At 68.3% G+C, this 19,304-nt stretch carries 20 protein-coding genes; 16 read left to right on the forward strand and 4 right to left on the reverse strand.

The genetic code is table 11. The annotated features are described in order from the left end of the window. Positions 1-40 precede the first annotated feature (40 nt). From AC1DKN_RS02975 to AC1DKN_RS02995, 5 genes are all read left to right on the forward strand, one after another. Entirely contained in the window at positions 41-973 is a 933-nt protein-coding gene (locus tag AC1DKN_RS02975) for an ABC transporter ATP-binding protein (RefSeq protein ID WP_476870427.1), read from the forward strand. Beyond that, positions 966-2,558 carry an ABC transporter permease gene (locus AC1DKN_RS02980; protein WP_476870428.1) on the forward strand — a complete coding sequence of 531 codons (1,593 nt, stop codon included), beginning with the start codon at positions 966-968 and terminating at the stop codon, positions 2,556-2,558. Before AC1DKN_RS02975 ends, AC1DKN_RS02980 begins: the two co-directional genes overlap by 8 nt. 117 nt (positions 2,559-2,675) lie before the next feature. Then, positions 2,676-3,407, forward strand: a complete 732-nt coding sequence (locus AC1DKN_RS02985; RefSeq protein WP_476870429.1) for an MgtC/SapB family protein — start codon at positions 2,676-2,678, stop codon at positions 3,405-3,407. Between the two features lie 84 nt (positions 3,408-3,491). Next, complete coding sequence (locus tag AC1DKN_RS02990; RefSeq protein ID WP_476855641.1) at positions 3,492-4,034, forward strand: GNAT family N-acetyltransferase; 543 nt, start codon at positions 3,492-3,494, stop codon at positions 4,032-4,034. Positions 4,035-4,081: 47 nt separating this feature from the next. Further along, positions 4,082-4,513 carry a VOC family protein gene (locus AC1DKN_RS02995; protein WP_476870430.1) on the forward strand — a complete coding sequence of 144 codons (432 nt, stop codon included), beginning with the start codon at positions 4,082-4,084 and terminating at the stop codon, positions 4,511-4,513. A 13-nt stretch (positions 4,514-4,526) separates the two neighbouring features. Here AC1DKN_RS02995 and AC1DKN_RS03000 read toward each other — a convergent pair whose 3' ends face one another. Continuing rightward, positions 4,527-4,961: a DUF7144 family membrane protein gene (locus tag AC1DKN_RS03000; protein WP_043436157.1), complete on the reverse strand. Its 435-nt coding sequence runs from the start codon at positions 4,959-4,961 to the stop codon at positions 4,527-4,529. Positions 4,962-5,143: 182 nt separating this feature from the next. Between AC1DKN_RS03000 and AC1DKN_RS03005 the strand changes: the two genes are divergently transcribed. The 3 genes from AC1DKN_RS03005 to trxA all read left to right on the forward strand — a co-directional run bounded on the left by AC1DKN_RS03005 (position 5,144) and on the right by trxA (position 6,963). Further along, positions 5,144-5,872: a Type 1 glutamine amidotransferase-like domain-containing protein gene (locus tag AC1DKN_RS03005; RefSeq protein ID WP_476870431.1), complete on the forward strand. Its 729-nt coding sequence runs from the start codon at positions 5,144-5,146 to the stop codon at positions 5,870-5,872. A 53-nt stretch (positions 5,873-5,925) separates the two neighbouring features. After that, positions 5,926-6,471 (forward strand): acyl-CoA thioesterase, encoded by a 546-nt coding sequence (locus tag AC1DKN_RS03010; RefSeq protein WP_223913754.1) that lies wholly within the window; start codon positions 5,926-5,928, stop codon positions 6,469-6,471. Positions 6,472-6,549: 78 nt separating this feature from the next. Beyond that, complete coding sequence (gene trxA, locus AC1DKN_RS03015; RefSeq protein WP_018773584.1) at positions 6,550-6,963, forward strand: thioredoxin; 414 nt, start codon at positions 6,550-6,552, stop codon at positions 6,961-6,963. 108 nt (positions 6,964-7,071) lie between these two features. Here trxA and AC1DKN_RS03020 read toward each other — a convergent pair whose 3' ends face one another. Continuing rightward, positions 7,072-7,350: a putative quinol monooxygenase gene (locus AC1DKN_RS03020; protein ID WP_223913755.1), complete on the reverse strand. Its 279-nt coding sequence runs from the start codon at positions 7,348-7,350 to the stop codon at positions 7,072-7,074. A gap of 111 nt (positions 7,351-7,461) precedes the next feature. Between AC1DKN_RS03020 and AC1DKN_RS03025 the strand changes: the two genes are divergently transcribed. Both AC1DKN_RS03025 and AC1DKN_RS03030 read left to right on the forward strand, forming a co-directional pair. Then, positions 7,462-9,150, forward strand: coding sequence for an AMP-binding protein (locus tag AC1DKN_RS03025; protein WP_476870432.1), 1,689 nt, complete (start codon positions 7,462-7,464; stop codon positions 9,148-9,150). A gap of 132 nt (positions 9,151-9,282) precedes the next feature. Continuing rightward, positions 9,283-10,200 carry a hypothetical protein gene (locus AC1DKN_RS03030; RefSeq protein WP_476870433.1) on the forward strand — a complete coding sequence of 306 codons (918 nt, stop codon included), beginning with the start codon at positions 9,283-9,285 and terminating at the stop codon, positions 10,198-10,200. Positions 10,201-10,303: 103 nt separating this feature from the next. Here the strand turns inward: AC1DKN_RS03030 and AC1DKN_RS03035 are convergent, their stop codons facing one another. Then, a complete protein-coding gene (locus AC1DKN_RS03035; RefSeq protein ID WP_476870434.1) occupies positions 10,304-11,284 on the reverse strand; it encodes a DNA-3-methyladenine glycosylase family protein in 981 nt (326 codons plus the stop codon). 165 nt (positions 11,285-11,449) lie between these two features. Between AC1DKN_RS03035 and AC1DKN_RS03040 the strand changes: the two genes are divergently transcribed. Further along, positions 11,450-11,878 carry a VOC family protein gene (locus AC1DKN_RS03040; protein ID WP_476870435.1) on the forward strand — a complete coding sequence of 143 codons (429 nt, stop codon included), beginning with the start codon at positions 11,450-11,452 and terminating at the stop codon, positions 11,876-11,878. A 34-nt stretch (positions 11,879-11,912) separates the two neighbouring features. On the opposite strand, the gene AC1DKN_RS03045 is transcribed toward AC1DKN_RS03040, so the two are convergent. Beyond that, complete coding sequence (locus AC1DKN_RS03045; protein WP_476870436.1) at positions 11,913-13,106, reverse strand: ArsB/NhaD family transporter; 1,194 nt, start codon at positions 13,104-13,106, stop codon at positions 11,913-11,915. A gap of 81 nt (positions 13,107-13,187) precedes the next feature. Here AC1DKN_RS03045 and AC1DKN_RS03050 point away from each other — a divergent pair, with 81 nt between their 5' ends. The 5 genes from AC1DKN_RS03050 to AC1DKN_RS03070 all read left to right on the forward strand — a co-directional run bounded on the left by AC1DKN_RS03050 (position 13,188) and on the right by AC1DKN_RS03070 (position 19,254). Beyond that, positions 13,188-14,573 carry a cystathionine beta-synthase gene (locus AC1DKN_RS03050; RefSeq protein WP_243181137.1) on the forward strand — a complete coding sequence of 462 codons (1,386 nt, stop codon included), beginning with the start codon at positions 13,188-13,190 and terminating at the stop codon, positions 14,571-14,573. A gap of 17 nt (positions 14,574-14,590) precedes the next feature. After that, a complete protein-coding gene (locus AC1DKN_RS03055; protein ID WP_476859371.1) occupies positions 14,591-15,811 on the forward strand; it encodes a cystathionine gamma-synthase in 1,221 nt (406 codons plus the stop codon). Positions 15,812-15,907: 96 nt separating this feature from the next. Next, the gene (locus AC1DKN_RS03060) at positions 15,908-16,429 is read left to right on the forward strand and encodes a winged helix-turn-helix transcriptional regulator (protein ID WP_223913761.1); all 522 of its coding nucleotides are present in this window, start codon (positions 15,908-15,910) and stop codon (positions 16,427-16,429) included. After that, positions 16,426-17,787 carry an MFS transporter gene (locus tag AC1DKN_RS03065; protein WP_223913762.1) on the forward strand — a complete coding sequence of 454 codons (1,362 nt, stop codon included), beginning with the start codon at positions 16,426-16,428 and terminating at the stop codon, positions 17,785-17,787. The genes AC1DKN_RS03060 and AC1DKN_RS03065 overlap by 4 nt, the downstream gene beginning before the upstream one ends. A gap of 102 nt (positions 17,788-17,889) precedes the next feature. Further along, positions 17,890-19,254 carry a glycosyltransferase 87 family protein gene (locus AC1DKN_RS03070; RefSeq protein ID WP_476870437.1) on the forward strand — a complete coding sequence of 455 codons (1,365 nt, stop codon included), beginning with the start codon at positions 17,890-17,892 and terminating at the stop codon, positions 19,252-19,254. Positions 19,255-19,304: the final 50 nt, after the last annotated feature.

Consider the following 19,304-nt stretch of genomic DNA (forward strand, 5'->3'; position numbering starts at 1 on the left):
CCGGGGCGGGATTGCCGATCCCGGGCGTATCGTGTCCCCCATGGCGAATGTCTTGGAGATGGTCGGCGTTGTGAAGCGGTTCGGTCCCGTGGTTGCCTTGAATGGGTTGGACTTTTCAGTCGAGGCGGGCGAGGTCCACGGCTTCCTCGGACCGAACGGCTCCGGCAAATCGACCACGATTCGCCTGCTGCTGGGCATGCTTCGCGCCAATGCTGGCTCCATCCGGGTGCTGGGCCTTGACCCGTGGCGCGACGTCGCGAGCCTCCACCGGCGCCTGGCCTACGTCCCCGGGGATGTGGCGTTGTGGCCCAACCTGACCGGCGGAGAAGTGATCGACCTCCTCGGCCGGCTCCAGGGCGGCCAGGACCTGGCCCGGCGGGCCCAGCTGTTGGAGCTCTTCGACCTCGATCCGACCAAGAAGTCCCGGGCCTATTCCAAAGGCAACCGGCAGAAAGTGGCCCTGGTCGCTGCCCTGGCCACCGACGCTGAGCTGTTCCTGCTGGACGAGCCCACCAGCGGACTGGACCCCCTGATGGAGGAGACCTTCCGCGGCTGTATCCGGGAACTGCGTAACCAGGGCCGCACGGTACTGCTCAGCAGCCATATCCTCAGCGAGGCCGAGGCACTTTCGGACCGCGTGAGCATCATCCGTGAGGGCCGGGTGGTGGAGACGGGGCGGCTTGATGAACTCAGGCACCTGACCCGCACCTCCGTCACTGCCGATGTCGCGGTGGTACCGGCGGGCTTGGATGCCCTGCCAGGCGTGCACGACGTCGTCGTCACGAACCACCGCGTCAGCGCCCAAGTGGAACCGTCCGGCCTGGCCCCGTTCATGCGGGCGTTGACCGACGCGGGACTCGTCGCGCTGACCAGCCAGCCGCCCACTCTGGAGGATCTCTTCCTTCGCCACTACGGCGCTGCGGTGCCCGTGGCCGCGGCCGGGTCGAGCAGCGGACGCACCGCCGATGCGTGAAACGTTGGCGGGGACCGGAGTCCTGATCAGGCTCGGGCTCCGCCGCGACCGATGGCTGTTGCCGGCGTGGATCGCCGGATTCGCCGCGACAACGTATTCAACCGCGGTGGCCGGCGCCGAGCTCTACCCCGATGTCGGGAGCCGGGTCGAGGCCGCGACGGCCCTGAATGCCACGGCCTCGCTCGTGGCCCTCTTCGGCAGGGTCTACGACCCCACGTCCCTCGGTGCCTTGTCCCTCATCAAGTACACGGCGTTCATGGCTGCCATCCTCGCCGTCCTGATGGTGTTCATTACCGTCCGCCATACCCGCAGCGACGAAGAGTCCGGGCGGCTCGAGCTCCTGGGCGGCGGCCGGATGGGCCGCGACGCGCCGCTCGCGGCCGCCCTCACCATCAGCTTCGGAGCCAGCATTGTCCTGGGGCTGGTCACTGCGGTGTCTTTGGCCGCCGGCGGACTTCCGGCGGCCGGCTCGATCGCGTTCGGACTGGGCTGGGCCGCCACCGGCATGGCATTCAGCGCCGTGGCCGGGGTCACCGCCCAGCTGACGGCCAGCGCGCGGGCGGCCACGGGAATGAGCCTCGGCGTCGTTGCCGTGACCTATGCGCTGCGTGCGGTGGGGGACCTCGCCGAACCGGGGCCCTCCGCCCTGTCCTGGCTTTCGCCGATCGGCTGGAACCAGCAGATCCGGGCCTTCGCCGGGGACCAGTGGTGGGTGCTCGCCCTGCCACTGGCACTGTGCGCCTTACTCGTGCCCGTGGCCTTGGCACTCCGCGCCCGTCGGGACCTCGGCTCCGGCCTGCGCCAGGAGCGCCCCGGCCCGGCTCGCGGCTCGCTCCGCGGGGTCGGGGACCTCGCTGTGCGGCTCCAGTTCCGGCTGCTGGCGGCCTGGGCGGTCGCCTTCGTGGTGTTCGGCGTGGTGATCGGATCGCTGGCCGGCAACGTCATGGACTTGTTGAGTTCGCCCAACGCGCAGGACCTGATCATGATGCTGGGCGGAACCCAGGCCATGACGGATGCCTTCATCGCAGCGGAGATCAGCATCATGGGACTGCTGGCCGCTGCCTACGGCCTGTCCGCGGCCAGCTGGCTCCGTGACGAGGAGACCGACGGCCACGTCGAGGCACTGCTGGGCACCGCCACCACCCGGCCGCGGTGGGCGACCAGCCATTTCGCCCTGGCGCTGGCCGGCGTCGCCGTGCTCATGCTGCTGGCCGGAGTGTCGGTCGGGGCCGGCGCAGCCACCGTCCTGGCCGATGCCAACCAACTCGGCCGCGTCACACTGGCCGCTGCCGCCCAGATCCCCGCGGCCTGGGTCATGACCGCTGCGGTGCTGGCGGTGTTCGGCTGGGCGCCCCGGCTCACCGGGACGGTCTGGGCCCTGCTGCTGCTCTTCGTCGCGCTTGGTGAGTTTGGCGTGCTGTGGAATGCCCCGGAGTGGCTGATGGAGCTCTCCCCGTTCCGGCACTCGCCGCTGCTGCCCCTGGATTCCGGCGCCGTCGGGCCGTTGCTCGGACTTACGGTGATTGCCGCGGCGCTCGCCGCGCTGGGGTACGCCGGCTGGCGCCGCCGGGATCTGGCCCCGTGAGCGGGCCAGAGCAGCCACTACTCGCCACTAGGGGGCAGCGGTAATATCAGATTCGAGAGTTCTTGGCGCATTCCGGCACTGACGGGACGCCACTCTCGGGCCGGGTCGGAGGGCGGGATGCAGGACGCATACGGGCTATATACCCCGACCACGCTGGTGGAAATCGGGCTTCTGCTGGCGACATTTATCCTCTGCTCCCTGATTGGCACTGAGCGGCAGGTCCGGCAAAAGGTCGCTGGCTACCGCACCCACGTCCTGGTCGGCCTCGGATCGTGCACGTTCACCCTGATCTCCGCCTACGGCTTCGCCGCCGCGCTGGCGCCCGGGGCCACCATGGACCCGTCCCGTATTGCAGCCCAAATCGTCAGCGGCATCGGCTTCCTCGGTGCCGGGGTGATTTTCAAGGGACGGAACGTAGTCCGCGGCCTGACGACGGCCGCCAGCATTTGGGTTTCTGCCGCCGTCGGCATGGCGTGCGGGGCCGGAATGCTGTCCCTGGCTGTTTCGCTGACCGCTTTCCACCTCATCACGTTGTACGTCGTTTCTCCCGTGATCAGGAAGATCCCGACCCCCGACGCCCACCGGGTCCTGCACCTGGGCTATGACGACAACCGGGGCGTGCTGCGGCAAGTGTTGGAGATCGCCACGAATATGGGGTTCAGCTCGTCGATCCTGAGCATCAATAAGGCGGGCGATGAACAAAAGCCGATCGTCCTCATGGACATCCGCTTCCATGGTCATCTTCCGCTGCGGGAACTCGTCCCCTACCTCCTTGATGTGCCCGGCGTGCAGAGTGTGACCGTTCGCGGCAGCGATCCGAACGAGGACGACGACGATCCCAGCGCCTGAGAACCCCATCAAGCACACCACCGGGACTCCCGTGACTGGCGCACGCTGATTGAAGCCGTTCGGGATGACCGTTAGAGTCTGCGGATGACCGAGAACAGCGTCGCTTTGACGGATACCGTGTGCGTGCGGGTGCTGCGCAGGTCCGACGCCGGGCACCTGGCCGACGCCTACCGGCGGAACCGGGAGCACCTGGCGCCCTGGGAACCGGTGCGGTTTGAGGAATTCTTCACCGCAGAGGGACAGGCCGCCAGCATTGAATCCAAGCTCGGGTTGTTCATCGCGGGAACGGATGTGCCCTGGGTCCTCGTGGAAGGCTCCCGCATCATCGGGGTGATCAACCTCAGCGGGATTGTCCGGGGGCCATTCCTCAGCGCCCACCTCGGCTACTGGGTGGACAAGGACCTGACGGGGCGGGGAATTGGCTCGGCCGCGGTGGAGTTCGCCCTCCAGACCGCGCGCAACGAACTGGGACTGCACCGGCTGCAGGCCTCAACCCTCCCGCACAACGCCGCGTCCCAGCGGATCCTGAAGCGGGCTGGCTTTGAGGAGATCGGTTTGGCAGCCCAGTACCTTCGGATTGCCGGATCCTGGCAGGACCACATCCTCTTCCAGCGGATACTGTTCTGATGGCTGATGTTCCGGTTGCACCAGGTCCCGTTGCGCCAGGTCCCGTTGTGCCAGTTCCCATTGCACCGGTTCCCATCGCACCGGGGGACTTTGGTGCCCTGCACCATGTAGAACTCTGGGTGCCGGACCTGCAGCGGGCCAGGGACCAGTGGGGCTGGCTGCTGGGCAGGCTGGGCTACGAGGCCTACCAGGACTGGGCCCACGGGTGCAGCTGGCGCCGCGGGCCGACGTACATCGTCGTCGAGCAGTCCCCGGCGCTGACCGGAACCGCGCACGACCGCAAAGCCCCGGGCCTGAACCACCTGGCGTTCAGCGCGGGGACCCGGGCTGACGTGGACGCCATGGCGGGCGAAAGCGTCAGCCACGGCTGGGCCGAGCTGTTTCCGGACAAGTATCCGCACGCAGGTGGCCCCGCCCACTTCGCCGCCTACCTCGTAAACGCGGACGGCTACGAAGTGGAGCTGATTGCTGCAGGCTGATGGCGTCGGTGCACTACGGATTGGTTGTCGGAGGTGCCTGCTCGGCCTTCAGTTCCTCGCCGTGGGCGATGATCGCGTAGATGATCAGCACGTCCATGGCGATGACGATGACGGACCACCACGGCTGCTGCGGAATGAGCATCAGTTGAACGACCGCACTGAAGCCGGCAACGACGACGCCAACGACTCGAGCCCACGTTGCGCCGGCGAAGAGCGCGACGGCGGTGAGGATCAAGAGCACCCCGAGGGCGACATTCCACCAGCCCCACCCCTTCGCATCGAAGAGGAACAGGGTTCCCGGGGTCGACAAATAGTAGGTGTCGGGTCCGGTGAGCGCGACGAGGCCTTGAAGGCCGCTGAAAACGCCGTTGATGATCAGAATGACTCCGGCGAATCGGACCCAACCGGTCCAGCCGGTCGCAGTGACAGGGTGATGGGCAGTACTCATAGTGTCGACCGCTTTCCGTTGAATGCTCTGCCGTCGGCCTCATGGTCGGCGCAGTCGTAGGGTGAAGCTAGTACCGATTCCGATTATGTTCCTCGCAGTCCGGACCGGTCAATCGCTATAGGTCCTCGGAGCCGCCCGCGCCGGGCTCATTGCGATTGCCGTGGATCCGGGTACGTTGAACCATGACCATCCTGCTTGTTGGCGGCGGCCCGGACACCGTAACCACAGCTGCCGTCTTCGACCGCTTCGTCAAGGAACTCCGGCACCGGGCTACCGGCAGGGTTCCGCGCGTCGCTGTGGTTCTCTTTGACCATGAGGGCAGCTCGGAATATTTCCTGCCTGCCTATGTGGTGCCGTTGGAGTCCCGGACAGCCTGCGAGGTCGTCCCGGTCCTCCTCGGCTTCAACCGGGGCGCGGACCCTGCCGCGTTCGACGACGTCGACGGCATCGTCGTCGGGGGCGGGCCGACGCCGGGCTATCTGGAAGGCTTGCTGCCGTCCGCGCAGCCCATCCGCAGTCTGGTCTCCGACGGTGTGCCGTATATGGGATTCTCAGCCGGCGCGATGGTGGCTCCGGTGCGGGCGATCGTGGGCGGCTACCGGATCCGCGGCACCGAGGTCTGCCCGGCGGATTGGTCGGAGGGTCTGGAAGAAGTGGAGATCCTCGACGGGCTGGGCCTGGTGCCTTTCGCCGTCGACGTGCACGCCGCGCAGGCGGGAACCCTCGGCCGGGCCGTTGGGGCGGTGGCAAAAGGTCTCGTGGACCGCGCGGTCGCCGTGGACGAGGACACTGCCCTGGTCCTGCACCACGCGGACCTGGAGGAGCTGGACGTGATCGGCACCGGGAACTGCTGGACGATTCGCGGCGTTGGCACCAAAGCCACCGTCTCGGTTCTGTCGGCGCACAGCTAGGTTCCGGCACCCACCCCTTGGCACACTTGTTACCCGCGGGTAACATATGACTCATGCATCTCCTGTTCCGGACTCTCCTGCTGCTGTTCACGTCCTCACGCCGCTCACCGTTGAGCATCTGGGACAACTCCTCGCTGCCGCTGCGGGTCCTGCCCACGGACATCGACATCGCCCTGCACGTCAATAACGGCATGTACTTCTCGCTCATGGACCTCGGACGCTTCGACCTCATGGCCCGCAGCGGCACCTGGAAGAAGATGCGCCGCCGGGGCTGGACGCCGGTCGCGGCGGGGGAGACCATCGCGTTCCGCCGTTCGCTGCAGCTCTGGCAGCAGTACACGATCGAGTCCAGGATCATCGGCCTGGACTCTAAGGCCATCTACTTCGAACAGCGGATGGTGGTGGACGGCGAAGTGTACGCGCGGGCCTATATCGCCACCCGGCTTCTGAGCAAGGGCAAGCCCGTCAGCCAGGAGGAAATCATCCGCGAGTTCGGCGCCCCGCCGTCGGACCTGGAGCTGCCCGGGTGGATCCACGAATGGCGCGAAACCAACGCCCTGCCCGGCGCCAGGCGTCCGGCCCCGCACGCCTGGGCGTGACCTGCCTACAGCCCCGCCCGGATGTGCCAACAGCGAAATGCCGGGGACAATCCGCGCCCCCTCCCGTACCGTTGACTCATGGCTACCGTAGACATCACAGGTGAACAGTTCGCATCGACAGTCGAGGATAACGACATTGTCCTCGTGGATTTCTGGGCCGAATGGTGCGGCCCGTGCAAGCAGTTCGGCCCCACGTACTCGGCGATCTCCGAGAAGCACCCGGATGTCGTCTTCTCCAAGGTCGACACCGAAGCCGAGCAGCAGCTCGCCGCCGAGGCCGGCATCACGTCGATTCCTACGCTGATGGCCTTCCGCGAAAAGGTCCTGGTGTTCTCGCAGCCTGGCGCCCTGAACGCGCAGCAGCTCGAGCAGGTGGTCGACGCCGTCAAGGCCCTGGACATGGAAGAAGTCCACGCCCACGTGGCCCGGTCCCAGGCCGAGGCCGCCGCAGCTGCGGCCAAGCAGGACGGCACCCAGATCCCGGAGGCCTGAACCGCCACGGCTTAATCCCAGGCTTAACGCAACGCGGGGTCACTCCGCGCCCATAAATCCCTCTGGGATGGGCGCGGAGTGACCCCGCGTTGTGGTTGGAAGGGTGGGTTAGAGCGTTTCGAGCTTGACCGGCTCGGCCAGCAGCGCGCTGAGGGATTCGTTCAGGTCCTGGACGGCCGTGCCCTTGGAGTGCTTGTCCAGGTCCGCTTGGCTGGCCCACCGTTCGGTCAGGACGAGCTTGTCCTCGCTGGCCTCGGTGAGCTCGTAGCGGATGCAGCCGGGCTCGTTGACCACCTCGTCGATCGCGATGTCCAGGGCGAGCTTCACGCGGAAGAATTCGCCGTCGTTGGGGATGAAAATGGCCTGAAGGTCAACGGGTGCACTCATGGCAATCACCCTACCGGGCTGCCGGGCAGGCGCCGGACCATGACCCAAGATTTCATAGGACTTCCAAGCTTTGCCCTTCTTTTGCCTCCGCACTGTTGGTAGCGTCACACCATGCTTGCTTACACAGCCGGGGACACTGACGTCCCGCTGCTCGAGGAAACCATTGGCGCGAACTTCGAACGGATCGCGGCGCGGTTCCCGTACCACGACGCCCTGATCGAGGCGGCTGCGGTACCCGGCGAAGAGGCCCGGCGGTGGAGCTACACCAAGTTGAACGACGACGTCGACCGCCTGGCACGTGCGCTCCTCGCCCTGGGCGTCGCGAAGGGCGAACGGATCGGCATCTGGAGCCCCAACTGCGCCGAGTGGACCATCCTGCAGTACGCCACCGCGAAGGTCGGGGCGATCCTGGTCAACGTCAACCCCGCCTACCGCAGCCATGAGCTCGAGTTTGTGGTCACCCAGAACGGCATGCGCATGCTGGTCACCGCGCCGTCTGACAGGAACAGCGACTACACAGCGATGGCGCGGCAGGCCCTGGCGGCGTGCCCGGATCTGCGCGAGCTGGTCTTCCTCCCGGGCACCGGCCTGGACGGGCTGACCGCCGGCGAACCCGGCACTGACGCGGAGCGCACCTATGCCGAGCTGCTCAAGCGGGCCGACGACGTCGGGCACTCCGAGCTGAAAGCGCGCATGGCGGCACTGGACGCGCAGGACCCCGTCAATCTGCAGTACACCTCCGGCACCACGGGGTTCCCGAAGGGCGCCACGCTGACGCACCACAACATCCTTAATAACGGTTTTTCGATCGGCGAACAGCTGGGCTACACGGAACACGACCGCGTGGTGATCCCGGTGCCCTTCTATCACTGCTTCGGCATGGTGATCGGGAACCTCGCGGCGCTCAGCCACGGGGCCGCCACCATCATCCCCGGCCGGTCATTCTCGCCGGCCGCGGCGCTGGAAGCTGTGCAGGACTTCGGCGGAACCTCGCTGTACGGGGTGCCGACCATGTTCATCGCCGAGCTCGCCCTGCCGGACTTCGCCTCCTACGACCTCTCGACACTGCGCACGGGCGTCATGGCCGGCTCGCTGTGTCCCATCGAGGTGATGAACCGGGTCATCACGGAAATGAACATGAAAGACGTCGCCATTTGCTACGGCATGACGGAGACCTCGCCGGTGTCCACGATGACCCGGAGCGTGGACACCATGGCCCAGCGCACCGAGACTGTGGGCCGGACCATGCCGAACCTGGAGAGCCGGATCGTGGACCCGGTCACGGGAGAGGTGGTGGAGCGCGGCGGGATCGGCGAACTCTGCACGCGCGGCTACGCGGTGATGCGCGGGTACTGGAACCAGCCTGACAAGACCGCCGAGGCGATCGACGCCGACGCCTGGATGCACACCGGGGACCTCGCCCGGATGGACGCGGACGGGTACATCGTGATCGAGGGCCGGATCAAGGACATGGTGATCCGCGGCGGCGAGAACGTCTATCCGCGCGAAATCGAGGAATTCCTCTACACCCACCCGGACATCCAGGACGTGCAGGTGATCGGTGTCCCGGACGAAAAGTACGGCGAGGAGCTGATGGCCTGCGTCATTTTGAAGCCGGGGGCCGCGCCGATGGACGCCGCCAGCCTGGCCGAGTTCTGCCGCGGCAAGCTGGCGCACTACAAGATCCCGCGCTACGTGGATGTCCGGGAGAGCTTCCCGATGACCGTTTCCGGCAAGATCCGCAAGGTGGACATGCGCCAGGAAGCGGCGGCCCGGCTGGGCCTCCAGACCGGCGGCTGACAGCAACGCGGGGTCACTTAAGGCCCATCCCGGGGCGCTGGACGGGCCGTAAGTGACCCCGCGTTGCGGCGATTCCGGAGGGCCTGTGGATAACCTCAGCGCCGAGGCTGATCCGCGGTCACAATGGTGCGCATGGTCCGCATTGTGCCGCTTCCCGAAAGCCTCACCCTCACACCGTTCACCGTCTATGAGTCGCGCGCGCTGGGTATTCCGCCCAAACGTCTACGGGCGCACGATTTGTCCGACGGCGGCCGCCTTATCTATCTGCCGGCAGGCCGGCAGCTTGAGATCGTCGAACGGGCCAGGGTCCTCGCCGCTGCTACCCCGGGTGCCTGGGCGTCCCATGAAACCGCGGCCGTGCTGACCAGGCTCGGGCTGCCGCCATGGTTGGGCGAATGCCCCACCATCCACCTCAGCAAACCCCATGAACTGCCCAGAGTCCGCCGTGCCGGGGTCACGGGTCACCGCGTGCGGCTCATTCCGGGCGAGCTGACCGACGTCGACGGCATCCCTGTCACGGCGCCGCCCCGCACTTGGCTGGATCTGGCCGCAGTCCTGCCGCTCAACTACCTCATCGCGATGGGAGACCAGCTCATCCGACAGCCCAGGCCCAGCCTCGAACTGAGGTCGGAGCCCTACGCCTACAAGGATGGCCTGCGGCTGCTGATCCGCCAGCATCCCAACATGAAGGGCGTCGAGAAGGCGCGGCTTGCGCTGGACGAGATGCGGGTGGGAGCAGACTCTTTCCCGGAGACATTCCTGCGGCTGGCGCTGTTGGATGCGCGTCTGCCGGAGCCGGAGCTGCAATTGAGGCTCGACCCGGAAGACCCGCGCTCACCGGCTGCAGACATGGGCTACCGGAGGTACGGGATCGCCATGCAGTACGACGGCGCCCACCACCTCACTCGGGAACAGCAGTCTCGGGACAACCGGCGGGACGAAGCGTTCCGCAGCGCAGGATGGGCGTATTTCAAAGTCAACGCCGACGATCTTGCCGAGGGATTCGACGGCGTCATCGCCCGGATCAAGAGGGCCCGGCTCCGCGCCTGAGCAAACTCCTGCCCTCCTGAACCGCCCACACCAACGCGGGGTCAGATCGCGCCCATAAAGGGGCCCCGGATGGGCCGTAAGTGACCCCGCGTTGCTCCTGAGGTCAGTGGCTGCGGTGGTCCTGGATGGTCATGCGCGGGCCAAATGTCGGTTTCCGGAAGCCGCTCAGCCCGATCATCCGGACCACCCGCTGCCGGTGCCCCGCCCATGGAGCCAGCAGCCTGAGCATGCCGGCGTCGTCTGTCCGGCGGCCGGTCAGGGCGGCGCCCACGTAGGCCGCAAGGTGGTAGTCGCCGACCGAGATCGAATCCGGGCAGCCGTGCGTGCGCTGCACTACCTCCGCCGCCGTCCAGACCCCGATTCCGGGCAGCGTCTGCAGCTTGGCCGCCGCCTCCGCGGCGGGGAGGGCGGCGAGCCGTTCCAGCGCGGCGGCCGAACGCAGCGCCCGCATGACGGTTCCCGACCGCTGCGGGCCCACGCCGGCCTTGTGCCACTCCCAGGACGGGATGTGCAGCCACTGCGCGGCCGTCGGCTGGACCAGCAGATTGGCGGGCGCGACGGTGCCGGCGCCCGGCGCCGCCGTCCCGAAGCGGTACATCAGGTAGCGGTATCCGCGGCGGGCCTCGATAACGGTGACCTTCTGCTCCAGGATGGTCGGCACGAGTGAATCGATTATCCTGCCGGTTGCAGGCAGCCGGATCGCGAGGTTCCGGCGTCGGGCTTCAACCACCATGCGCGGGAGGCTCGCGTGGAATGCGGGCTCGTCGAAGCCGGACCAGTCGTCGTCGCTCCCGAGCATGCGCGGGACGGAATCGACGGCGTCCCCCGCTCCGGGACCCCAGGCCTGCGCGTCCACGGCAGGGTCAGCCCGCGTCCCGGCCGTTGCCAGGCGCAGCGTGGCCGGACCGCGGGGCGTCGTGAACGCGAACCAGATGCCGTCCGGGGCGGTGCGGATGGACGGGTCGCCGTGGCCGCGCAGCAGCGTGCCGATGGTTTGCATCAAGTCGAACGGGCCGCCCGGGTGCCACCGCAATGAGGCGTCCGCCGCGGCGGCAATGCCTGCGGGGGCGTCTGCAAGGCTCATTCGAACATGTTCCCACGGCCCGCTGACAGCAGCGGCATCCGCGGCAACGATGCAGGGGCCGTACGGCCCTTAACCTCCCGCGCTGCCGGGGCTAAAATCCGGCTAGTGGCGTGCTGTGTCCGCGCCCGCCTCTGGGCACCGAATCCTTGTTTTTAGGAGAGTGTGATGGCTGGTGGAGTGGTACATTTCGAAATTCCCGCAGACGACGAGGGCCGCGCACGGGAGTTCTACAGTTCGGCGTTCGGCTGGGAGGTAAGCCAGGTGCCGGAAATGAGCTACGCCATGATCAAGACGACGCAGACGGATGCCAACGGCATGCCCTCCGTGCCGGGCTCCATCAACGGCGGCATGTTCCGCCGCGAAGGCGACCTCACATCCCCGGTGGTCACTGTGGATGTCGATGACATCGACGCGGCGTTGGAGAAGATCAATGCCCTGGGCGGCAGCACCGTCTTACCGCGCGAGGCAATCGGCACCATGGGCTGGGCCGCCTACTTCCGGGACACTGAGGGCAATGTGGTCGGCCTCTGGCAGAACGCCCCGCGTGAGGGCGGCGCCGGGGCAGCGAACGCCGGGAATGACATCGGCGCCTGACGGGCCGGGCACGCCGGCCCGCAGTGCATCCACCTCACTGCATCCCGGTGGTGAGCCACAGCGCCACGACCGCCAACGGGACGGTGAGGACGACGGCGGCCACGCCGGCGAGGGCAAAGCCTCCCCAGCGGATCTCCACATTCAGGGAGCGGAGCCGCTCGTGCCACAGCAGCGTGGCCAGGGACGCCCAGGGGGTCACCAGCGGGCCCAGGTTCACGCCGATCAGCAGGGCCGCCAGCCGGGCCGGGGAGCCGCCCACCGGTTCCAGGGCCAGATAGGCGGGGAGGTTGTTGACCGCGTTGGCTGCCCCGGCGCCCAGGCCGGCGAGCTGCAGGAGCGCCGGCAGGCTCTCGCCCGTGCCGGCGATCCCGGTCAGGAACTGGGTGAGCCCGTTGGCGTGCAGGGTCTCCACCACCATGAACAGCCCGGACGTGAGCATCAGCGGGCGCCAGGGAATCATGGACCAGCGCAGGACGGAGCGCCGCCGCCAGAGGAAGAGCAGGAGCAGGGCAGCAGCCGCCGCGAGTGCCGGGATCTGCACCGGAACCCCGGAGACAAGCGCCGGGAGCAGGACCACCATGACCCCCGACGCCGAGTACAGCAGCACCCGGTCCCGGACCTTGTGGACGGGCTGGGGGCCGTACGTGCCGCGCAGGTCCTTCCGGAACGCCAGCCACAGGAGCACCAGCGGCACGAGGATGCCCACCAGGGCCGGGGCCCACACGAGCGAAGCGAACGCGGCGGGGCTGAGGTTGAGCCGCTCCTGCGCGAGCAGGTTGGTCAGGTTGGAGACCGGCAGCAGCAGCGAGGCCGTGTTCGCCAGCCACACCGTGGTCAGCGCAAACGGCAGCGGCGGAATGCGGGCGTGAATGGCCAGCAGCACGACGACGGGAGTCACCAGCACCGCCGTCGTATCCAGCGACAGGAAGACCGTGGAAACGGTGGCCAGGGCGATCGCGAGGAACCACAGCAAGAGGACCCGGCCGCGGCCCAGGGCGGCCAGATGCTCCGTGACGACGCGGAAGAGCCCGGCCTCATCCACCAGTTCGGTGACAAGGGACATGGCGACCACGAACGCCAGAATCGGCACGGTGCGTGCTGCCAGCGCCTGGAAGGCGGGGACCGGCAGCAGCCCGGACACCAGCGCCGCGCACCCGGCCAGCAGCATGCCCGCGGGCAGCGCGTAGCTCTTGAACTTCTTCAGCCGGGCGATCCTCTTCACAGCCATATCCTCGCATCTGCCAGAGCCGTGGGAGCGCCGTGGCCGCGCCGACGTGCCCGCCGCGCCGGAGACGGTAACTTTGTACCTATGAAGTACGCCCCGTCCGTCCTGGACCTCATTGGCCATACGCCGCTCGTCAAACTCAACCACGTGACCGATGGCATCGCAGCCACGGTCCTGGTGAAGCTCGAATACCTGAACCCCGGCGGTTCGATCAAGGACCGCATTGCGGTCAAGATGATCGAGGAGGCCGAACGAACGGGCCAGCTCCTGCCCGGCGGCACGATCGTGGAGCCCACCTCGGGCAACACCGGCGTCGGTTTGGCGCTCGTGGCGCAGCAGAAGGGCTACCGCTGCATCTTCGTCGTGCCGGACAAGGTCGGCGAGGACAAGCGGGCCGTGCTCCAGGCCTACGGCGCGGAAGTGGTGGTCACGCCCACCGCCGTCCCGCCGGACAGCCCGCAAAGCTACTACGGCGTCTCCGACCGGCTCGTCACCGAAATCCCCGGCGCCTACAAGCCGGACCAGTTCTCCAACCCCGCCGCCCCGGCCAGCCACTATGAGACCACGGGCCCTGAGATCTGGCACGACACCGACGGCCGCATCACCCACTGCGTGATCGGCGCCGGGACCGGCGGCACGATCACCGGCACCGGCCGGTACCTCAAGGAAGTCTCCGCCGGGCGCCCCGGCGCCGAGGGTGGCGTCGTGAAGATCATCGGCGCGGATCCCGCCGGCTCGGTGTACTCCGGCGGCACGGGCCGCCCGTACTTTGTCGAGGGCGTCGGGGAGGACATGTGGCCGGCCAACTACGACAAGTCGGTCCCGGACGACGTCATTGCCGTCAGCGACGCCGACTCCTTCGCGATGACGCGCCGGCTGGCGCGCGAGGAAGGCCTGCTGGTGGGCGGCTCCTCGGGCATGGCCGTCGTGGCCGCCATGGAAGTCGCCAAGGACCTCCCGGCCGACGCCGTCGTCGTGGTCATCCTGCCGGACTCCGGCCGCGGCTACCTGGCCAAGATCTTCAACGACCAGTGGATGCGTTCCTACGGCTTCCTGGCCGGCGGGGACGAGGCGTCGGTGGGCGAGATCCTCAAGGCCAAGACCGGTGAACTCCCGGACCTCGTGCACATCCACCCGAACGAGTCCGTCCGCGACGTCATCAACATCATGAACGAGTACGGCGTCTCGCACATCCCCGTTTTGTCCCAGGAACCGCCAGTCGTCATGGGCGAGGTGCTGGGCGCCGTGGACGAACGCACCCTCACGGCCAAGCTCTTCCGCGGCGAGGCCAAGCTCTCGGACAAGATTTCCGAACACATGGAGGCCCGGCTCCCCGTGATCGGCTCGCTCGAATCGATCTCGACCGCCCGCGAACTCCTCTCCGACGCCGACACCCTCATGGTGACGTTTGTCGGCGCCCCGGTGGGGATCCTGACCCGCCACGACCTCCTCGCGTACCTCAGCAACTGACCAGTTCAAGGAGTCCCATGTCTGTGCCCGAAAGCCCGTCCTCAAAAAACCAGGGTTTCAACACCCGCGCCATCCACGCCGGCCAGGCGTTTGAGCCCCGCACCGGGGCGGTGGTGCCCCCCGTGCACTTCTCCTCGACCTATGCCCAGGACGGCATCGGCGGGCTGAGGGCCGGTTACGAATACGGCCGGGGCACCAACCCCACCCGTGACTCGCTGCAGGAGCAGCTGGCGGCCCTGGAAGGCGGGAGCGCCGCGTTCTCCTTTGGCTCCGGCCTGGCCGCCGAGGACTCGATGATCCGCGCCCTCACCCGCCCCGGTGACCATATTGTGCTCGGCAACGACGCCTACGGCGGCACGTACCGGCTCATCAGCCGGGTCCTGGGGGAGTGGGGCATCGGCAACACCCCGGTGGACATGTCCGACCTCGACGCCGTCGCGGCCGCCGTCGCAGCGGGCGGCACCGCCGACAGTACCGCCGACGGTGGCGGCAAGACCCGCCTGGTGTGGGTCGAGACGCCGTCGAACCCGATGATGAAGATCACCGACATCGAGGCGCTCGCGAAGGTGGCGCACGACGCCGGCGCGCTCCTCGTGGTAGACAACACCTTCGCCTCCCCGTACCTGCAGACCCCGCTGGCCCTCGGCGCCGATGTGGTGGTGCATTCCACCACCAAGTACATCGGCGGGCACTCCGACGTCGTCGGCGGCGCGATCGTGGTCAACGACCCCGACCTCGCCGAGAAGATCGGCTTTGTGCAGTTCGCCGTCGGCGCCGTGTCCGGGCCGATGGACGCTTTCCTCACCACCCGCGGGCTCAAGACCCTCGGGGTGCGCATGGACCGGCACAGCGACAACGCCCAGGCCGTGGCCGAATGGCTGCTGGGGCGCCCCGAAGTGGAGGCCGTGCTCTACCCGGGCCTGCCCACCCACCCCGGCCACGAGCTGGCCAAAAAGCAGATGAAGAAGTTCGGCGGCATGATCTCCGTGCAGTTCAAGGGCGGCGAGGCCGCGGCCCGCAAGGTGGCCGAATCGACCTCCGTGTTCACCCTGGCGGAGTCCCTGGGCGGGATCGAATCGCTCATGAACTACCCGTCCGAAATGACGCACGCCTCGGTCAAGGGCACGGAACTGGCGGTCCCGGTCAACCTGATCCGGCTCTCGTGCGGCATCGAGGACGTGGAGGACCTGATCGCCGACCTCGACGCCGCGATTTCCTCCCTGGCCGCCGGCAGCTAACTGCACCGTAGCTGCACCGGCAACCGACCCCGGCGCCCGGATCATTCCGCCGGGCCACCCTAGCTTTCTCTAAGAGAGTCAGCTAGGGTGGTCCGCATGGCACTTCGATCCGACTGGTCCCAACGGACCTGCAGCATGGCCCGCGGCCTCGACATCCTGGGCGATCCCTGGAGCGTGCTCGTCCTGCGCGAGGTGTTCTTCGGCAACGGCCGCTTCGAAGCCATGAAGGCCCGGCTGGGGGCGGCCGATTCTGTGCTCACCAAGCGGCTCGCCGGGCTCGTCGCCGCCGGGCTCCTGGCCCGGAGGCCCTACGACGACGGCGGCCGCACCCGCCAGGAATACGTCCTCACCGCCATGGGCGAAGACGCCCTCCCGGTGCTCAACGCCGTCGTGATCTGGGCCGAAAAGCATCTCCCGGCGCCGTCCGGGCAGGCACACATGTTCGTCATCCACAGCGGCTGCGGGGAGCGGACCTCCTCGGCTGACACGTGCACGGCCTGCGGGGAACCGCTGACGGCCGCCAACACGAGCTGGCACAGCCTCTCCCGCACCGCGGACCCCGTGCCGCTGGCCTCGGCCGGCACCGGGACACCTGTCCAGAACGGAACCGCCGCATGAACGCCCCTGAAACCACCGTGACCCCGGCGCCCGTCCGCCGCCGCATCCACCCGGCGTGGACCGTCGCCGCCGTGGCTTTCCTCGCGCTGGTCGGCGCGGCAGGGTTCCGGGCGGCCCCGGGTGTGCTGATGGTGCCGCTGCAGAACGAGTTCGGCTGGTCCACCACCGTGCTCTCCGCCGCGGTCAGCATCAACCTCGTGCTTTTCGGGCTCACGGCACCGTTCGCGGCAGCGCTCATGGAACGCTTCGGCATCCGCGCAGTCACGGCCGTGGCCCTGGTGCTGATCGGCGCCGGCAGCGCGCTGACGGTCCTCGTGACCCAGTCCTGGCAGATCCTGCTGACGTGGGGGCTGCTGATCGGGCTCGGCACCGGGTCCATGGCGCTGGTCTTCGCCGCGACCATCGCCAACACCTGGTTCGCCAAGAGCCGCGGCCTGGTCATCGGCATCCTCACCGCCGGCAGCGCCGCCGGGCAGCTCGTGTTCCTGCCCTTCATCGCGGCCCTTGCCCAGGACCCGGGCTGGCGGCAGGCCTCGCTCCTCATCGGTGCCGGCGCGCTGGCCGTGGTGCCGCTCGTGCTGATGTTCCTGAAGAACTCACCGGCCGACGTCGGCGTGCTGCCCTACGGGGCGACGCCGCCGGCCCCCGGCCCGAACGCCGGCACGGAATCCAGCGGGCCCGAACCGACAGGACCGGCCGCCGGGCAGGAAGTGCAGGAGCCCCGCCGGAACGCCGCGGTCCGTGCCCTGCAGGTCCTCAAACGGGCCAGCAAAGTGCGTACCTTCTGGGCCCTGGTGGCTGGCTTCGCGATCTGCGGCGCGACCACCAACGGGCTGATCGGCACCCACTTCATCCCCTCCGCCCACGACCACGGCATGCCCGAAACCACCGCGGCGGGCCTGCTCGCCGTCGTCGGCCTCTTCGACATCATCGGCACCATCGCCTCCGGGTGGCTCACGGACCGCTTCAACCCCCGGATCCTGCTCGCCGTGTACTACCAGTTCCGCGGGATCGGGCTGCTGGTCCTGCCGCTGCTGCTCAGCGCTACCGTCCAGCCCAGCATGATCGTGTTCGTGGTCATCTACGGCCTGGACTGGGTCGCCACGGTGCCGCCGACCGCCGCGATCTGCCGCCAGGTGTTCGGTGCCGACGGGAGCGTCGTGTTCGGCTGGGTATTCGCGGCCCACCAGCTCGGCGCGGCCGCCGCTGCCCTGGCGGCCGGGGCGGTCCGGGACGCCACCGGCCAGTACACCTACGCCTGGTTTGCCGCCGCTGCCATGTGCACCATCGCCGCCGTCATCAGCGCCACCATCCGCAAGGACGCCCGGAAGCCGGAGTCCGTCCCGGTCCCGGCGTAGCTGTTCTGTAGACTGACCCGACAGCGAGGGCGCGTTTGCGCCGCCCTGGACGGAATCGACCAAACGGCCAGCGTCTACATCAGCAGCCCGATGGGGGAGTACATGTCAGTGCCCGTTTCAGACCGCAGCCCGGCGCGGTATTCACCCGTCCCGCACCTGTTCCGGCTCTCCGTCATCCCGGCCATCGCCGCGGTGGGCTACTTCATCTGGATCTCGCTCGGAGTCTGGGGCAAGCACGGCCTGGACTTCAGCGTCTACTGGTACGGCGGCAAAATCCTCAACGACGCCGGCGCGGCACCCTCAGCCCTGTATGCGGGCAACGTGGACTGGGCCGGCGGACCGGCGCTGATGTTTACCTACCCGCCGTTCGCCGCCATCGTCTTCGGCCTCTTGGCCCGGCTGCCCCTGGCGGCGGCGCTGACCCTGTTCAACGCCGCCGGCGCCGGGGTGGCGATCCTGGCCGCGGTCCGAACGGTCCGGTACTGGAACGCGAAAGCCTCCTGGCGCGACACCTTCCGGGCACCGGGCAACGGCTGGGCCGCCGCCGTCCTGGTCCTGGCGGTGCTGAACCTGGGTCCCTGGCGCGAGACCCTGGTGTTCGGCCAAATCAACGCCCTGCTGATGGGCCTGATCGCCGTGGACCTGTTGGCCCGCAACCGGCGCTGGGCCCGCGGTTTCCCCGGCAGCGGCTTCCTGGTGGGCGTCGCCGCCGGCATCAAGCTGACGCCCCTGGTGTTCGGGCTCTACTTTCTGGTCCGCAGGGACTGGCGCGGGCTGGGCAACATGGCCGCCGGCTTCACCGCCACCGTGGCGGCCGGCTGGCTGCTCCGGCCCGCCGAATCCCTGCAGTTCTGGCTCCAGATGCTGCCCGACACCTCCCGGATGGGGGGAGCGGGCTACGTGGACAACCTGTCCATTAAGGGCGCCCTGCTGCACTTCGGGGTCCCGGAAGCGCACGTCACCGTGCCATGGCTGCTGCTGAGCCTGGCGGTTGTGGCCGTGGGCGCCGCAGTGATCAAGGCCGCCAGCGATCAGGGTGCCCGCGTCGTGGCCGTATCGGCGACCGCGATCACCATGCTGCTGATCAGCCCGGTCTCGTGGTCCCACCACTGGGTGTGGGTCGCGGCGGTCTTTCCGGCTTTCGCCTGGACCCTGCGGGAAGCTCCGCGCCGGTACGTCGGGATGCGCTGGACCATGGGCGGCGTGCTGGGCCTGTCGATCCTCGTATTCCTGTTCTCGCCCAAGACCATCGGTACGGCCCTCGGCGCCGAAAACCTCGACATCCAGACGCCCGGGGTGTGGATCATGGCCTCCAGCGCCGGCGTCTTCTGCGCCCTGGCCCTGCTGGTGTGCTGGCTCGTGGCCCTGCGGCGGGACCCGCTGGGGCCGGAGCCGGACCTTGCACGCGGGCCGGCTGCCGAACGGGACGTCCCGGCCGCCGTCTCCACTTCCTCAGCCTCCTCGTAGGCACCGCTCGTAGCAGGCCGCGCACCTAGCAGGCCGCCACCTGGTAGGCG

The sequence above is a fragment of the Arthrobacter sp. 01N444 genome (genome assembly GCF_056399305.1).

Excerpts from the sequence above, each read along its gene's own strand:
- AC1DKN_RS02975 (WP_476870427.1), top strand. The coding sequence starts at position 41 with ATGGCGAATGTCTTGGAGATGGTCGGCGTTGTGAAGCGGTTCGGTCCC.
- AC1DKN_RS02980 (WP_476870428.1), top strand. The coding sequence starts at position 966 with ATGCGTGAAACGTTGGCGGGGACCGGAGTCCTGATCAGGCTCGGGCTC.
- AC1DKN_RS02985 (WP_476870429.1), top strand. The coding sequence starts at position 2,676 with ATGCAGGACGCATACGGGCTATATACCCCGACCACGCTGGTGGAAATC.
- AC1DKN_RS02990 (WP_476855641.1), top strand. The coding sequence starts at position 3,492 with ATGACCGAGAACAGCGTCGCTTTGACGGATACCGTGTGCGTGCGGGTG.
- AC1DKN_RS03000 (WP_043436157.1), bottom strand. The coding sequence starts at position 4,961 with ATGAGTACTGCCCATCACCCTGTCACTGCGACCGGCTGGACCGGTTGG.
- AC1DKN_RS03005 (WP_476870431.1), top strand. The coding sequence starts at position 5,144 with ATGACCATCCTGCTTGTTGGCGGCGGCCCGGACACCGTAACCACAGCT.
- AC1DKN_RS03010 (WP_223913754.1), top strand. The coding sequence starts at position 5,926 with ATGCATCTCCTGTTCCGGACTCTCCTGCTGCTGTTCACGTCCTCACGC.
- trxA (WP_018773584.1), top strand. The coding sequence starts at position 6,550 with ATGGCTACCGTAGACATCACAGGTGAACAGTTCGCATCGACAGTCGAG.
- AC1DKN_RS03020 (WP_223913755.1), bottom strand. The coding sequence starts at position 7,350 with ATGAGTGCACCCGTTGACCTTCAGGCCATTTTCATCCCCAACGACGGC.
- AC1DKN_RS03025 (WP_476870432.1), top strand. The coding sequence starts at position 7,462 with ATGCTTGCTTACACAGCCGGGGACACTGACGTCCCGCTGCTCGAGGAA.
- AC1DKN_RS03030 (WP_476870433.1), top strand. The coding sequence starts at position 9,283 with ATGGTCCGCATTGTGCCGCTTCCCGAAAGCCTCACCCTCACACCGTTC.
- AC1DKN_RS03035 (WP_476870434.1), bottom strand. The coding sequence starts at position 11,284 with ATGAGCCTTGCAGACGCCCCCGCAGGCATTGCCGCCGCGGCGGACGCC.
- AC1DKN_RS03040 (WP_476870435.1), top strand. The coding sequence starts at position 11,450 with ATGGCTGGTGGAGTGGTACATTTCGAAATTCCCGCAGACGACGAGGGC.
- AC1DKN_RS03045 (WP_476870436.1), bottom strand. The coding sequence starts at position 13,106 with ATGGCTGTGAAGAGGATCGCCCGGCTGAAGAAGTTCAAGAGCTACGCG.
- AC1DKN_RS03050 (WP_243181137.1), top strand. The coding sequence starts at position 13,188 with ATGAAGTACGCCCCGTCCGTCCTGGACCTCATTGGCCATACGCCGCTC.
- AC1DKN_RS03055 (WP_476859371.1), top strand. The coding sequence starts at position 14,591 with ATGTCTGTGCCCGAAAGCCCGTCCTCAAAAAACCAGGGTTTCAACACC.
- AC1DKN_RS03060 (WP_223913761.1), top strand. The coding sequence starts at position 15,908 with ATGGCACTTCGATCCGACTGGTCCCAACGGACCTGCAGCATGGCCCGC.
- AC1DKN_RS03065 (WP_223913762.1), top strand. The coding sequence starts at position 16,426 with ATGAACGCCCCTGAAACCACCGTGACCCCGGCGCCCGTCCGCCGCCGC.
- AC1DKN_RS03070 (WP_476870437.1), top strand. The coding sequence starts at position 17,890 with ATGTCAGTGCCCGTTTCAGACCGCAGCCCGGCGCGGTATTCACCCGTC.